The sequence below is a fragment of the Bacteroides sp. 11BF genome (assembly GCF_019633765.1).
Taxonomy (GTDB): Bacteria; Bacteroidota; Bacteroidia; order Bacteroidales; family Bacteroidaceae; genus Bacteroides; species Bacteroides hominis.
Genome location: NZ_JAFKPJ010000008.1, coordinates 79270 through 94530, shown reverse-complemented (window position 1 = coordinate 94530; position 15261 = coordinate 79270). Strand labels below are relative to the sequence as shown.

The window sequence follows — 15261 nt, the reverse complement described above, 5'->3', positions numbered from 1 at the left end:
GAGCCTTTATTTGGAATCTGTAGTGTTTGGTTTCAACCATTTGTCCAGCCATTCGAAGAAAGTGCGTTGCCACAACACACCGTTTTGCGGTTTCAATACCCAGTGGTTCTCGTCCGGATAAATAAGCAGTTCAGCCGGTACGCCACGCATTACGGCAGCGTCGAACGCAGCCATGGCCTGATTGGCAAGGATACGGTAATCTTTCTCACCGTGGATGCAAAGAATCGGGGTATCCCATTTTTCGACGAACAAGTGCGGAGAGTTCGCAAAAGTGCGCTGGGCAACCGGATTCTGCTTTTCCCAGTATGCGCCTCCCATATCCCAATTGGCAAACCATTTCTCTTCTGTCTCCAGATATTGCATCTCCATGTTGAAGATACCATCGTGGGCAATGAAGGCTTTGAAACGTTTGTCGTGATGTCCTGCCAGCCAGTAGACGGAGAATCCTCCGAAGCTGGCACCCACACAGCCCAGGTGGTCTTTGTCAACGAAAGGTTCTTTTGCCATTTCGTCGATTGCCGTGAAATAATCCTTCATGCATTGGCCACCGTAATCTCCGCTGATAGCTTCGTTCCATTCCACTCCGAAACCAGGAAGTCCGCGGCGGTTCGGTGCTACAACGATATAGCCGTTGGCAGCCATAATCTGCATGTTCCAGCGATAACTCCAGAATTGGCTTACCGGGCTCTGTGGACCGCCTTCGCAGAAGAGCAGTGTCGGATATTTCTTATTCGGATCGAACTGGGGCGGATAGATGACCCATGTCAGCATTTCTTTACCATCTGTCGTTTTCATCCAGCGTCCTTCAACTTTGCCCATCTCTATCTGATCGTAGATCTGCTTGTTCTCTTGAGTCAGTTGTGTCGTCTGCCCATCCAGGGAAACGGCATAAATTTCATCTCCCATGCTCATAGAGTGACGTTTGGCAATCAGTTTATCACCGAAGAGGGCAACGCCTTCGTAGTCGTACATACCCGAAGTGACAGGACGTACAGAATCATTGGCCAGATCGAGTGAGTAGATTTGAGTTTCACCGTGCCATACACCGGTGAAATAGATCGTCTTGGCATCCTGGCTCCATACGAATGCATCTACATTCGAATCGAACGCTTTGCTGGCAAAACGTTTTTCTCCGGTTTCCAGATTCATGATGAAGAGACGGTTCTGGTCTGCTTCGTAACCATCACGTTCCATACTTTGCCAGGCGATGCTCTTTCCATCCGGAGAATATTGCGGATTAGTATCATAACCCATCATACCTTCGGTGATATTTATTGTTTTCTTGGTATTGAGGTCGTATACATAGATATCCGAGTTGGTAGAAATGGCATAAGCCAGTCCCGTTTTCTTTCGACAGGTATAAGCCACTTTATCCGAGGTCGTGTTCCATGCCAGTTGTTCGATACCTCCCCATGGTTTCATCGGACTTTCGTAAGGCTCACCTTCCAGCACGTCTACGATGTTGGTTACCGACTTGCCATCGAAATCGGCGATAAAGGGGTGGGGGGCAGTTGTCACCCATTCATCCCAATGTTTGTACATCAGGTCGGTGATGATGATGCCGGTTGCTTTGTCCAGGTCAGGATATTTGTCAGCCGTGCTTTTAACAGTCTTTACTTGGGCGATGAACAGTATCTTCTTGCCGTCCGGCGAGATGGAATATCCTTCGATATCTCCGTCATAATTGGAAATCTGTTTGCGTCCGCTACCGTCGGGGTTCATTTCGTACAGTTGGCTGCTGCCGTTGTCGTTGCTCAGGAAAAGCAGTTTGCTTCCGTCCGTTGCCCAAGTCACTTCATTTTCTTGAAAAGGAGTGTGAGTGATTTGCCGGTTGTCGGTTCCGTCTGCGTTCATCACAAAAACTTCCCGGTTGCTTTTGTTTTCGGGTACACTGTAGTAAGCCACTGTATAGGCTATCTGCTTTCCATCGGGCGATACGGAGAGTCCGCCGATACGTCCCATTGCCCAGAGTGCTTCGGGAGTCATCCGCTTCCCCTCGATTTTGATATCGGATTTTCCGATCAGCGCCTGGTCCGTTTTGCCTGCATCCTTGGTTCCGCCACAGGATGCTAACATCATTGTTGCCGACATAATAAATAGGTTTACTTGTCTCATAAGTTTTTAATAATTGATTATTTGAGTTGCGAAGATAAGCAAAAATCAGGTCAAATCTGCTTTTTTTGCCAGTTTCCTTTCTTTATATAGATGTACGACAGAGTCAGGATACAGATTCCGTATAAATGCTCTGTAGTCCAGCAGAAGGCTACGTCTACTCTCAGATAGAGGATGACATACGTGATATAAGCCAGATAGACAGCCAGCACGCAGAGTTCCAATCCCAGTGCTGTACGTGTATTGCCCGTTCCGGATACCGCCTGGAAATAAACATTGGCCGGGACCAATATCAGATAGGCGGAACATAATACCCATAACGAGGGGATGGAAGCCTCTTTCAGATCCGGTATATCTGTATAGATACTTAACACCAGATCAGGGAAGAGGGCGAAGAACAGTACCAGAGGTAATACAAAAACATAGCCGATGCGTACATGCTGCCGGATAGTTCCGGGTACGCTTTTAATCTCTCCTGCGCCTATCAGGTTGCTCACCAGTGAACCGCATGTGGTGGCAAATGCCATCGCAACCATAAACGGAATACCCGATACGTTGCGGATAATGTTCGTAATGGCCAGTGCGCGTTCGCCCAGATGTTCCACAAAAAGGAAGAACATGAACCAGGTGGATAGTGAGAAGAAATTTTGGATCATAGTCCAAAAAGATACGTTTAATATTCGTTTTAATGTTTCCGGTTGGAAACTGGGAAGCTGGTTCAGTGCATACTTCTTACAGTCTATCCGCTTCCAAGTATAGACGATGAAGAAGATGACCGATACCATTTCGGCCAGTGACGACCCGATAGCAGCTCCGGCAATACCTAATGCGGGGAAGCCAAACTTACCGAATATCAGGATATAGTTGAATACTATGTTGGACAATACCATTACGATTGAATTCAATGTCAGGGTCTTGGTCTGTGTGGTACCTACAAAAAATGCCCGGAACATCACGCCGACGAAAGAGAAAAAGAAACCAAAAACTCTCCAGTTGATATAGCTGATGGACGCGTCATAAATGTGCTGCGAACTGATAACCAGTTTCAGCAAATGAGGAGAGAAGCATAAAGAAAGGGTAAATGCCACTATTGCCAATGCCAGCAAAAAATAGACCCCCTGATAGAATATCGGTCCGATGGTGCGGTATTGTTGCTCGCCGTTTCGCCGGGCTATCAGGATTTGTGCTCCGATGCTGAATCCGAACGCCATCATGAAAATGGCCAGATAATATACGCCTGCGATGGCCGAGGCTCCCAGTTCGATTTCGCCTACCCGTCCCAGGAAGGCAGTGTCTGTCATACCTATTAATTGTTCCATGATCAGGCTGATCAGGATAGGGTAGGCTATGAGCCATATCTCTTTGTATGTGTATTTGGTAGTCATGTTTTTATATATTCTATAAAGGGGAAAAAAAGCCGGACAAACATATACTGCTTGCCCGGCTCTTCGGTCTTTAAGCTAATTTTTATTTCTTATCGCTTATTCTGCTTATTAGCCCGTTCTTTTGCCATCTGTTCCTGCTGTTTCTGCATGGCTTCCAGACGTGCGGCAAATCCGGTCTTCTTCATTTGCTTCGGATCTTTTTTCTTTGCTTCCAGATCGGCGAGCAACTTGTCTTCGTCAGTTGTCCGGCGCAGTATGATCATGGTTACCACACTGATCAAAGTCGAAATGAAGTAGTAATAGTTCAATCCCGAAGGATAGTCGTTCAAGACGAAGAGGAACATAATCGGCATCAGATACATCATCCACTTCATTGCTGCCATTTGCGGCTGGGCACCTGTATCCTGCTGCTGCATCGTGTACTTCGTGTTCAGGATATTGGTAATGGTCATCAGCAGGCAGAACAAGCTGAGGTGATTACCCAAGAACGGAATATGGAACGGGAAAGTGATGAATGCGTCATAGGTCGATAAGTCGTCCGCCCAAAGGAAACTCTGCTGGCGGAGTTCGATAGCGCTCGGCACAAACATGAACAATGCCATCAGGATAGGGAATTGAACAAGCATCGGCAAACAGCCGCCCATCGGGCTTACACCGTATTGACTGTATAGTCCCATTACCTCCTGCTGTTTCTTCATCGCATCTTCCTGCTTGGGATATTTCTTATTGATCTCGTCTATTTTCGGTTTCAGTACACGCATCTTGGCCGATGACATATAAGTTTTCCAGGTTGCCGGAAAAACCACAACTTTCACCATAATTGTCAATAGCAACAGTACGATACCCATACCTAATCCCCAACCTGACAACCAGTCGAACACGTTGATGGTGATCCATTTGTTGATCCATCGAATCAACGGCCAACCCAAATATACCAGGTTGTTGAGTTCCCATTTCTCTTCACGTCCCTTGTCCAATGCGGTCAGTGTTTTATAGTGGTTCGGGCCGAAGTAGAAATACATGTCGGTCGGTTGCTTACCGGTAGGATCGAAGAACGTACTCATTTCAGCCGAGTAGTCTTTGATGTAGCCACTTCCCTGTTTCTCCATTTTCGATCTGACCGTAGTCTTTTCGAAATCCTGTTCTGCAATGAATACAGAAGAGAAGAACTGGTTTTTGAAAGCAATCCAGTCCAGACGCTCCGGTACTGACTTTTCATCGTCTTTACTTGCCGAAAGGTTGTCCACATCATCACCTGTATATTTGTAGGTGAGGTCTGCCAAACGGTTCTCGTAAGTATATCCTTTCTCGATCTGGCGGGCACGTTGTGACCACGAGATGTCCACATAGTTTGTAGTAGCAGCCAATTTGCCTTCCATACCTGTTGCTTTAATCACAAAGCTCATCAGATAATTATCCGGTTTCAGTGTATAAATAAAGTCGATATAGCTGGCACTGTCGGCGGCCAGACGCATCGTAACACTGCTGTCTGTTTTATTGACTGCTTCGAAATAGAAGTCTTTTGTCTGGAGGGCACCCTTCTTATTGTAGAAGTTGAAGTTCATGGAAGCATCGCTGCCGTTGAACAACACAACCGGTTTCTTATCTTGTCCCATGTAGTTTTTCAACAGGGCAGAGTAAACGCGGCCGCCTTTGTTATCCAGAGTGATTTCTACCAAATTGTTCTGGATAGTAGTAAACGCCTCTTTACCTTGGGTGGCATTGAAGAAGAGAGATGCCGAATCGGCGGCTGTTTCCTCTTTTTCATTAGCCAGTGCAGCTTCGGTTTTGGCTTTCAGTGCTTCTTCTTGCTGCTGTACCACGGCTATAGAGTCATAATACCGCTTCTGGGCGGCTATTTGCTCCTCGCTGGGACGGCTCAGAAAACTGAATCCTACCAGTAATATACCTATTAAAACGAGGCCTGTGATGGTGTTTTTATCCATTCTCTTGTTTTAGTGATTAATGATTAATAATCTATACGATAGTGATTTTACTTATCGATTGCAGCCTTAATGAACGATACGAACAACGGATGCGGGTGTAGCACCGTACTGCTGTATTCCGGATGGAACTGCGTTCCGATGTACCATTTCAATGTAGGGATCTCTACAATCTCTACCAGGTCCGATTCCGGATTGATACCTACACATTTCATGCCGGCCTCTTCGAATTGCTTGCGATAGTCGTTGTTGAATTCGTAACGGTGGCGATGACGCTCCTGAATATGTTCTTGTTTATAAGCTTCGTATACTTTAGAGTCTTTTTTCAAGACGCATTCGTAAGCACCCAGACGCATTGTACCTCCCATATTGGTGATGGCCTTCTGCTCTTCCATGATGTCGATAACGTTATGTTTGGTCTTTTCGTCCATTTCAATAGAATTGGCATCGGCATAACCCAGTACGTTGCGGGCAAATTCGATGGCCATGCATTGCATACCCAGGCAGATACCAAAAGTCGGAATGTTGTGTTCGCGGGTGTACTTGGCAGCTACGAACTTACCTTCGATACCACGTGAACCGAATCCCGGACAGATAACTACTCCGTCTACATGTCCCAACTGTTCGTCCACGTTGTCCGGAGTGAGGTGTTCGGATGATACATATTCTATTTTAACTTTACGGTCATTATAAGTGGCAGCCTGTGATAATGATTCCAGGATAGACTTATACGCATCCTGCAGTTCAACGTATTTACCTACCATTGCAATAGTCACCGTTTCGGTAGCATTGGCACGACGGTTCAGGAAGTCTTTCCAAGGTCCCAACGGCGGACGTTCGCCCACAGGTAAGCCCATTTTCTGAAGTATGGTTTCGTCCAAGCCTTGTTCCTGCATCAACAGGGGTACTTCATATATAGTTGAAGCATCGATTGACTGAACGACCGCATTCTCGGCAACATTACAGAACAATGCCACTTTCTTACGCAGGTTGGCGTTCAGGTCATGTTCGGTACGAAGCACCAGAATATCCGGTTGCACTCCGAGTGACTGCAATTCTTTTACAGAGTGTTGGGTCGGTTTGGTTTTCAGTTCTTGAGCGGCAGACAGGAAAGGCACATAAGTTAAATGCACGCACAACGCATTCTGTCCCAACTCCCATTTCAACTGACGGATACTTTCCAGATAAGGCAAGGACTCGATGTCACCTACCGTGCCTCCGATTTCTGTAATTACAAAGTCGAACTTATACTTGTTGCCCAGCAACTTGACGTTACGCTTGATTTCATCCGTGATGTGGGGAATGACTTGAATGGTTTTTCCCAGATAGTCTCCACGGCGTTCTTTATCAATGACGCTCTTATAGATACGGCCTGTCGTGATATTGTTGGCCTTTGTAGTCTGGATGCCCAGGAAACGTTCGTAGTGTCCTAAGTCAAGGTCGGCTTCATGGCCGTCTACAGTCACGTAGCATTCTCCGTGTTCATAAGGGTTCAATGTTCCCGGGTCAATGTTGATGTACGGGTCAAACTTTTGGATAGTTACTTTATAACCTCTTGCTTGCAGCAATTTACCGATGGAAGATGAAATGATACCTTTTCCTAAAGAAGAGGCAACACCACCGGTTACGAAAATATACTTTGTTTCTCCCACAGCTATAACTGTTTTAATAATTTGTTTCTAAATCGTTTGATTTGAATCTTAAAAACCGCAAAATTACAAAAAAATGGGGAAGAACGGATGCTTTCTACAAAACAAATTTATTAAAAAATGCAATTCCGGGTTCCGAAATGTTTGGACGACAAAAAGTTGTATGCCTCTAACGGATGAATGGGGCTTTATCCGTCTGGTAGCATAAGTAGCATAAACCTGTCTACAGGATAAATCCGTGTAGCTCATGCATGCCATACAAATTCCGGTAAAACAGATCGGTTGTTTCATCGATCCGTTTGATCGGTTATTCCTATTAAAAATGAGCGAATTTTATGTAATCTAAACTATTTAATGTAAATTTGCCCTCAAATTTGTTATAAAAATGAAGACTAGTCACATCTCAACATTAGCATTTGCAATCCTGTTTTCTTCGTCAGTGATGGCGCAGAAGACGATAAAACCGGTTTCCGAGACAGTGCAAAATGAAGTGAAAGCTGATACACTTTCCGAGGTGCTTCAGCAGTACCTTCTCCTGAAACTGAATCTGGATGGTCCGAAGCCCAAGATGGATACAGTGTCCATCTTATATAATAATTATATAGGAGAGTTGGAATACCTCAATGATCCTTCAGTACCTATGCGTTATGTGAAAACAGATCCGGATTACTACCGCCTGTTTGTTCCGCTAACTTATTATTATTCGCCTATTGCGGAATATTCTACTATGCGCTGGAAATTTAAAGAGCCTTTTACTGCACCTTCTCTTAATGAGCAGTTATCACCGTGTGACACTTTGCAGTTTACCAAAATCAAGAGATCGGCCCGGCTGGTAGATGCTGCTTTGATGGATTTATACCTGAACCATCCCAATTTGGTTGTTACTACCGAAGATCATATAATGAGCCGTAAATTGTATCATGGCAATAAAAAGATTGAAATTCCGAAGACGGAAGTGAAAAGCCTGTTCCGTGCAGATAAGGTAGAAGAGAATGTAGGTGAAGCAGAAATGGTAATTTCGAAACCTAACTGGTGGGTGACGGGAGGTAACGGTTCGCTTCAAATTACTCAGAACTATATATCGGACAACTGGTATAAAGGTGGTGAGAGTAACAATGCTGTAATGGCTAATTTACAGTTGTTTGCCAATTACAATGACCGTGAGAAAGTACAGTTTGAGAATCTGTTGGAGGCTAAATTGGGATTCAACTCTTCTCCATCAGATGAATATCATAAGTATTTGGTCAATACTGACCAGTTGCGCTTGTATTCCAAATTAGGTATCCAGGCTGCACATAATTGGTATTATACTATCACCGGTGAGTTTAAGACTCAGTTTGCCAAAGGTTATAAGGCTAACAGTGAAGAACTGGTTGCTGCTTTCCTTGCTCCTGCTGATGTGATTGTCAGTGTCGGTATGGATTATAAGCTGAAAAAGAAAAAATTCAACCTTTCCGTATTCATGTCTCCATTGACCTATAACCTTCGTTATATTGGTAACAAAAATGTGGACGAAACCAAGTTCGGACTGGATAAAGGTAAATGTTCAAAGAATGACTTTGGTGCACAGGTACAACCTACCATTTCATGGACCATTATTCCGTCCATTGTAGTCGATTCCCGTCTGAACTATCTGACTAACTATAAATGGGTACGCATTGAGTGGGAAAATACTTTCAATTTTGTATTGAACCGTTATCTTTCTACTAAGCTTTTTGTGCATGCACGCTTTGATGACAGTGCAAAGCCGACCACCGGTAGCAGTTATTTCCAGTTGAAAGAGTTGCTCAGTTTTGGTCTGAACTATAAATGGTAAAGGAATAGTTGACAGAAAGATAAATATGGGGCCGGCTGGAGTTTTCAGTCGGCTCTGTTGTTTCCGGTAGTGCAAATTTCATCGCTGTAATTAAAATGTTATACTTAAAGAAAGCGCCTTATGATTAAACAAGATTATCTGATACGAATGATTCAGGAAATCATTTCATTAATTGTTAATATGATTTTGAATAAAAAGAAGTTTCGTAAGGATGAATGGACAGAGTACGACTGTCTTACACGACAGATTTTAGGACTTCCTCAGGAGCAGTTGCAGAGTATGAATCCGGATGAACTGATTGACCATTATGAAGGAGATCCTAACCGGATGGGAAAGATAGAACTGGCTGCCATGACCCTGCTGAAGATTTCGGATGAGATGGAGTCTAATATTTTGCAAAAGTCTAAACTGCGCCAGGATGGGCTCACTTTACTGAAGTATGTTCAGAAAGAAAGCAGTACTTTTTCCATTCAACGGACAGATTTGATTCGGATGATTGAGATAAATGAATGTTTGAAGATGTAAAATAAGGAAATGAACAGAAAGTGATAAAAGAATCGGTTTCTGTTTCTAATTTATTTTAAAATATCGGAGGATGATAACAATTTAGCAGTAAAGCAGGCGAAAAGCCTGCTTTTTCTGTTTCTACTCCTGATTAATGGAGTAAAAAAATACTTCAAAAAGAACTCTTATTGCGCTATAAAAAACATTCAAATACTTCGTAGTTCTCAAACTTATGCTTAAATTTGCCGCAATTTGTAATGTGCAGTTTGCAAAATGACTAATATAATAACTCATCAAGGTATTGTGGAAAACATAAGTGGTTCTCAGGTTTCTGTGAGGATCATCCAAACATCGGCCTGCTCAACTTGCAGTGTCAAGGGACATTGCTCTTCGGCAGATAGCAAAGAGAAGGTAATTGAGATTACCGACACTTCATCTGTATGGAAGGTAGGTGACGAGGTGACAATTATTGGTGCTACTTCCATGGGTATGCAGGCTGTATTTCTGGCCTTTGTTATTCCTCTCTTTCTTTTAATTCTCGGCCTTTTCGTTTTCAAGACAGTTCTTCATAGTGAACTATATGGAGCGCTTGCTGCTTTAGCGGTGCTTGTTCCTTATTATTATATAATATGGCTGAACAGAACTCGGTTGAAACAAAAATTTTCTTTTACTATAAAACCAATAAATAACTAAAAATTATGAATTTGATTCTGATTGCAGTGATTTCTTTGGGAGCTATTGCGCTTGTACTGGCTGCGATATTGTATGTTGCTTCCAAGAAATTTGCCGTGTACGAAGACCCACGAATTGCCCAGGTATCCGAAGTGTTGCCTCAGGCTAACTGCGGTGGATGTGGTTATCCGGGTTGCAGCGGATTTGCTGATGCTTGCGTCAAAGCCGGTTCGCTGGAAGGTAAGTTTTGTCCGGTAGGCGGACAACCTGTGATGTCGCAGGTTGCTTCTATCCTCGGGCTGGACGCCGGAACTGCAGAACCGATGGTGGCAGTGGTTAGATGTAACGGAACCTGCACGAACCGTCCGCGTACAAATATGTATGACGGTGCAAAGAGTTGTGCTATTGCCGCTTCGCTTTATGGTGGAGAAACCGGTTGTAGCTATGGGTGTCTGGGATGTGGCGATTGTGTGGCTGCTTGCCAGTTTGATGCTATTCACATGAATCCCGAAACAGGACTTCCTGAAGTGGATGAAGAAAAGTGTACAGCCTGTGGCGCTTGCGTCAAAGCTTGTCCGAAAGCGATAATCGAACTTCGTGCTAAGGGCAAAAAATCCCGCCGCGTATATGTATCTTGTGTCAATAAAGACAAGGGGGCTGTTGCGCGTAAAGCTTGTACGGTAAGTTGCATCGGTTGTGGTAAGTGTGTCAAGACTTGTCCGTTTGAAGCAATCACACTTGAGAACAATCTTGCTTACATTGACTACAACAAATGTAAGTCTTGTCGTAAGTGTGTTGAAGTTTGTCCCCAGAACACTATCATCGAGTTGAATTTCCCTCCGCGCAAACCCAAAGAGGAAGCACCTGTTGCCGAAGCTGCTAAAACAGCTGAAGCTTAAGAAAACGAGTAATAAACAGATAAAATACAGAATTGTATGTTGAAGACATTTTCAATTGGTGGTGTTCATCCACACGAAAATAAACTGTCAGCACATCAACCCATTATTACGGCGGAAGTTCCGGCAAAAGCTGTAATACTTTTGGGGCAGCATATCGGTGCACCTGCTAAGCCTATTGTGGCAAAAGGTGATGTGGTGAAGGTGGGCACTAAAATAGCCGAAGCCAATGGCTTTGTTTCGGCTGCCATTCACTCTTCTGTCAGTGGCAAAGTCACTAAGGTTGATTCAATCGTCGATGCGAGTGGTTATGCCAAACCTGCTATTTTTATAGATGTAGACGGGGACGAATGGGAAGAATCTATCGATCGCAGCCCTGAACTGGTGAAAGAGTGCGAATTGACTTCGGAAGAGATTGTGAAGAAGATAGCCGATGCCGGTATTGTTGGTTTGGGAGGAGCTTGTTTTCCCACTCAGGTTAAACTCTGTCCGCCTCCTTCATTTAAAGCAGAATGTGTTATTATAAACGCTGTAGAGTGTGAGCCTTATTTAACCGCAGACCATCAGTTGATGTTGGAGCATGCCGAAGAGGTAATGGTAGGAGTTTCCATTCTGATGAAAGCCGTAAAGGTAAATAAAGCATTTATCGGTATTGAAAACAATAAACCCGATGCTATTGAGTTGATGACAAAAGTTGCATCCAGTTATGCTGGTATCGAGGTTGTACCTTTGAAGGTGAAATATCCGCAAGGAGGTGAGAAGCAGCTGATCGATGCTATAACCAAACGTCAGGTTGCGAGTGGTGCACTACCCATCTCTACAGGAGCGGTTGTTCAGAATGTAGGTACAGCATTTGCAGTATATCAGGCTGTGCAGAAAAATAAGCCTTTGTTTGAACGTGTGATTACGGTGACCGGTAAATCGGTTGCTAAACCTTCCAACTTCCTGGCACGTATCGGAACTCCGATGCAACAACTGATTGATGCCTGTGGCGGTTTGCCCGAAGACACCGGAAAGGTAATTGGAGGCGGCCCGATGATGGGTAAAGCATTGGTTAATACCGATGTTCCTACTGCTAAGGGAAGTTCCGGAATTTTGATTATGAGCCGGAAAGAGGCTAAACGCGGAGAAATACAAAATTGCATCCGTTGTGCGAAGTGTGTAAGTGCTTGTCCGATGGGACTGGAACCGTATCTGCTTTCCGCTTTGGCCGAGAACACAGAATTTGAAAGAATGGAATCAGAAAGAATCATGGATTGTATCGAGTGCGGTTCTTGCCAGTTCACTTGTCCTGCCAATCGTCCGTTACTCGACTATTGTCGTTTGGGTAAAGGGAAAGTTGGTGCTATGATTCGTGCACGTCAAGCTAAAAAATAATAAGTATGGAAAATAAATTAATCGTATCATTATCGCCTCACGTTCATGGTGGAGACAGTGTACAGAAAAACATGTACGGTGTGTTGATCGCACTGATTCCTGCCTTCATCGTTTCGCTCGTATATTTCGGACTGGGTGCGTTGATTGTCACAGCGACTTCTGTGATAGCCTGTCTGTTTTTTGAATGGGCAATCGGTAAGTTCTTGCTGAAGAAAGAAACCACTACTATTTGTGATGGGTCTGCTATCATCACGGGGGTGTTGCTGGCATTCAATCTTCCGTCGAACCTGCCTATTTGGATCATTATTTTAGGTGCTTTATTCGCTATTGGTGTCGGTAAGATGTCATTTGGCGGATTGGGAAATAATCCGTTTAATCCGGCATTGGCAGGACGTGTGTTTCTGTTGTTATCATTCCCTGTGCAAATGACTTCGTGGCCGGTGGTTGGTCAGTTGACTGCCTATACTGATGCTACTACCGCTGCTACTCCGTTAGCTTTGATGAAACAAGCCGTTCATGGTGATGCTTCAGCTTTTAGCCAACTTCCTGATGCTTGGAATTTGTTCATTGGTAATAATGGCGGATGTTTGGGCGAGGTGAGTGCAGTCGCTTTGATTCTGGGCCTCCTCTATATGTTATGGAAGAGAATCATTACATGGCATATTCCGGTATCTATTCTGGCCACTGTATTTGTATTCTCAGGCATTATGTACCTGGCCAATCCGGAAGCTTATGCTTCTCCGGTAATCCAGTTGCTTTCGGGAGGTCTGATGCTGGGTGCCATTTTTATGGCGACTGATTATGTGACTTCTCCGATGAGTAAAAAAGGTATGCTGATTTATGGTGTTTGCATCGGTTTGCTGACAGTTGTTATCCGTTTATTCGGTGCATATCCGGAAGGTATGTCATTTGCTATTCTGATTATGAATGCATTCACTCCGCTAATCAATACATATTGTAAACCAAAACGCTTTGGGGAGGTAGCGAAGAAGAAATGAAAAAGTTAGAATCATCATTGAAAAATATGTTGCTGGTACTCACGGGAGTAACAGCTATTTCGGTAGCTCTGCTGGCTTATGTGAATGAGTTGACCAAAGGGCCTATTGCAGAAGCAAATGCAAAAACACTGAATGAGGCTTTAAAAGAAGTCTTACCTGAATTCACGAATAATCCGGTTGCAGAGTGTGATACTATGTTTAGTGAGAAAGACGGTAAGAAGATTGTTGACTTTATTATTTATCCGGCTAAAAACGGAGAACAATGGGTTGGGACGGCGGTTGAAGCTAAATCGATGGGATTTGGCGGAGAGCTGAAAGTACTGGTTGGTTTTGATGCCGAAGGCAAAATCTATAACTATTCATTGTTGTCACATGCCGAGACTCCCGGGCTTGGTTCAAAAGCGGCCGATTGGTTTAAGGAAGGCAATAAAGGTAGTATTAAAGGAATGAATCCGGGTGAGCAACCGTTAACGGTAAGTAAGGATGGTGGACAGGTAGATGCTATTACCGCTTCTACAATCACTTCACGCGCTTTCTTGAATGCCGTGAACGCTGCGTATGGTGCTTATAAAGGCAATGGCGATACTAACGGGACGACCGGTGCTTCTCAGAAAGCCGCTTCGGTACAGGGGTCTGAAACTGCGATTGTCGATTCAGTAGTTATTAAATAAGAAAGGAGTATAAAGATATGAACAACTTTAAAGTATTGATGAATGGGATTGTTAAAGAGAATCCGACATTTGTGCTCCTGCTTGGTATGTGTCCTACATTGGGTACGACTTCTTCGGCCATTAACGGTATGGGCATGGGACTTGCCACTATGTTTGTTTTGATTTGCTCTAATGTGGTGATCTCGTTGATAAAGAACTTGATTCCGGACATGGTACGCATCCCGTCATTTATTGTGGTAATCGCGTCTTTTGTGACTTTGCTTCAGATGGTGATGCAGGCTTATGTCCCTGGATTGTATGCTACATTAGGGCTTTTTATTCCGTTGATTGTTGTGAACTGTATTGTATTGGGACGTGCAGAAGCATTTGCAGCTAAGAATAATGCTCTTTCGTCCATGTTCGACGGAATTGGTATGGGACTGGGCTTTACGATTGCTCTTACATTGTTGGGAGCTGTCCGCGAGTTTCTGGGTACAGGTAAGATATTCAACTTGTCAATCATCCCCGAAGAATATGGTATGCTTGTCTTTGTTCTTGCTCCGGGTGCGTTTATTGCATTAGGATATCTGATTGCGCTGATTAACAGCCTTAAGAAAGCAAATTAAAATAAACGATTATGGAATATATATTGATATTTATCTCGGCAATCTTTGTTAATAACATTGTGTTGTCGCAATTTCTGGGAATCTGTCCGTTTCTGGGTGTTTCCAAGAAAGTGGATACAGCGTTGGGTATGAGTGCAGCGGTGGCTTTTGTGCTTACCATTGCCACAATCGTAACGTTCCTGATCCAGAAGTTTGTGCTCGATGCTTTCGGATTGCAGTACTTGCAGACTATTACGTTTATATTGGTCATTGCGGCACTGGTCCAGATGGTGGAAATTATTCTAAAAAAGGTTTCCCCTGCACTTTATCAGGCACTGGGCGTATTCCTTCCCTTAATTACGACAAACTGTTGTATTTTGGGTGTAGCTATTCTTGTTATCCAGAAAGATTATGATTTATTGACGGGAGTTGTCTATGCATTCTCTACTGCTATCGGTTTTGGCTTGGCCTTGGTGCTTTTTGCCGGACTCCGTGAGCAAATGAGCCTTGTGAAAATTCCCGAAGGTATGAAAGGAACTCCGATTGCTTTAATTACAGCCGGATTGCTGGCTATGGCATTTATGGGATTCTCCGGAGTGGTATAAATCCTGACGACAAACAACTGAAGGATGAGCGGCGGACAGGCTATCGTTA

The 15261-nt window shown here is 44.0% G+C and carries 13 protein-coding genes; 9 read left to right on the top strand and 4 right to left on the bottom strand.

Features of this window, described 5'->3' with window-relative positions:
- Window positions 1-6 precede the first annotated feature (6 nt).
- From JZY04_RS10280 to JZY04_RS10265, 4 genes are all read right to left on the bottom strand, one after another.
- Window positions 7-2115: a S9 family peptidase gene (locus JZY04_RS10280; RefSeq protein WP_122143156.1), complete on the bottom strand. Its 2109-nt coding sequence runs from the start codon at window positions 2113-2115 to the stop codon at window positions 7-9.
- Window positions 2116-2165: 50 nt separating this feature from the next.
- Window positions 2166-3497, bottom strand: a complete 1332-nt coding sequence (locus JZY04_RS10275; protein WP_005820523.1) for an MATE family efflux transporter — start codon at window positions 3495-3497, stop codon at window positions 2166-2168.
- 89 nt (window positions 3498-3586) lie between these two features.
- Entirely contained in the window at window positions 3587-5443 is a 1857-nt protein-coding gene (yidC, locus tag JZY04_RS10270) for a membrane protein insertase YidC (protein WP_122143155.1), read from the bottom strand.
- A 47-nt stretch (window positions 5444-5490) separates the two neighbouring features.
- Window positions 5491-7092 carry a CTP synthase gene (locus tag JZY04_RS10265; RefSeq protein WP_005806541.1) on the bottom strand — a complete coding sequence of 534 codons (1602 nt, stop codon included), beginning with the start codon at window positions 7090-7092 and terminating at the stop codon, window positions 5491-5493.
- A 382-nt stretch (window positions 7093-7474) separates the two neighbouring features.
- Here JZY04_RS10265 and JZY04_RS10260 point away from each other — a divergent pair, with 382 nt between their 5' ends.
- The 9 genes from JZY04_RS10260 to rsxA all read left to right on the top strand — a co-directional run bounded on the left by JZY04_RS10260 (window position 7475) and on the right by rsxA (window position 15212).
- Window positions 7475-8905, top strand: coding sequence for a DUF3078 domain-containing protein (locus JZY04_RS10260; RefSeq protein ID WP_032530673.1), 1431 nt, complete (start codon window positions 7475-7477; stop codon window positions 8903-8905).
- Between the two features lie 120 nt (window positions 8906-9025).
- A complete protein-coding gene (locus tag JZY04_RS10255; protein ID WP_005778212.1) occupies window positions 9026-9430 on the top strand; it encodes a hypothetical protein in 405 nt (134 codons plus the stop codon).
- A gap of 252 nt (window positions 9431-9682) precedes the next feature.
- Window positions 9683-10102, top strand: a complete 420-nt coding sequence (locus tag JZY04_RS10250; protein ID WP_005778211.1) for a SoxR reducing system RseC family protein — start codon at window positions 9683-9685, stop codon at window positions 10100-10102.
- 5 nt (window positions 10103-10107) lie between these two features.
- On the top strand, window positions 10108-10980 hold the full coding sequence (locus JZY04_RS10245; RefSeq protein ID WP_005778209.1) for a Fe-S cluster domain-containing protein: 873 nt from the start codon (window positions 10108-10110) through the stop codon (window positions 10978-10980).
- Between the two features lie 36 nt (window positions 10981-11016).
- Window positions 11017-12354 carry an electron transport complex subunit RsxC gene (rsxC, locus tag JZY04_RS10240; protein WP_122143154.1) on the top strand — a complete coding sequence of 446 codons (1338 nt, stop codon included), beginning with the start codon at window positions 11017-11019 and terminating at the stop codon, window positions 12352-12354.
- Between the two features lie 5 nt (window positions 12355-12359).
- Window positions 12360-13352, top strand: a complete 993-nt coding sequence (locus JZY04_RS10235) for an RnfABCDGE type electron transport complex subunit D (RefSeq protein WP_122143153.1) — start codon at window positions 12360-12362, stop codon at window positions 13350-13352.
- A complete protein-coding gene (locus JZY04_RS10230) occupies window positions 13349-14023 on the top strand; it encodes an RnfABCDGE type electron transport complex subunit G (RefSeq protein WP_122143152.1) in 675 nt (224 codons plus the stop codon). Before JZY04_RS10235 ends, JZY04_RS10230 begins: the two co-directional genes overlap by 4 nt.
- Window positions 14024-14040: 17 nt before the next feature.
- Window positions 14041-14628, top strand: a complete 588-nt coding sequence (rsxE, locus tag JZY04_RS10225; protein ID WP_005778200.1) for an RnfABCDGE type electron transport complex subunit E — start codon at window positions 14041-14043, stop codon at window positions 14626-14628.
- Window positions 14629-14639: 11 nt separating this feature from the next.
- A complete protein-coding gene (rsxA, locus tag JZY04_RS10220) occupies window positions 14640-15212 on the top strand; it encodes an electron transport complex subunit RsxA (RefSeq protein ID WP_005778198.1) in 573 nt (190 codons plus the stop codon).
- Window positions 15213-15261: the final 49 nt, after the last annotated feature.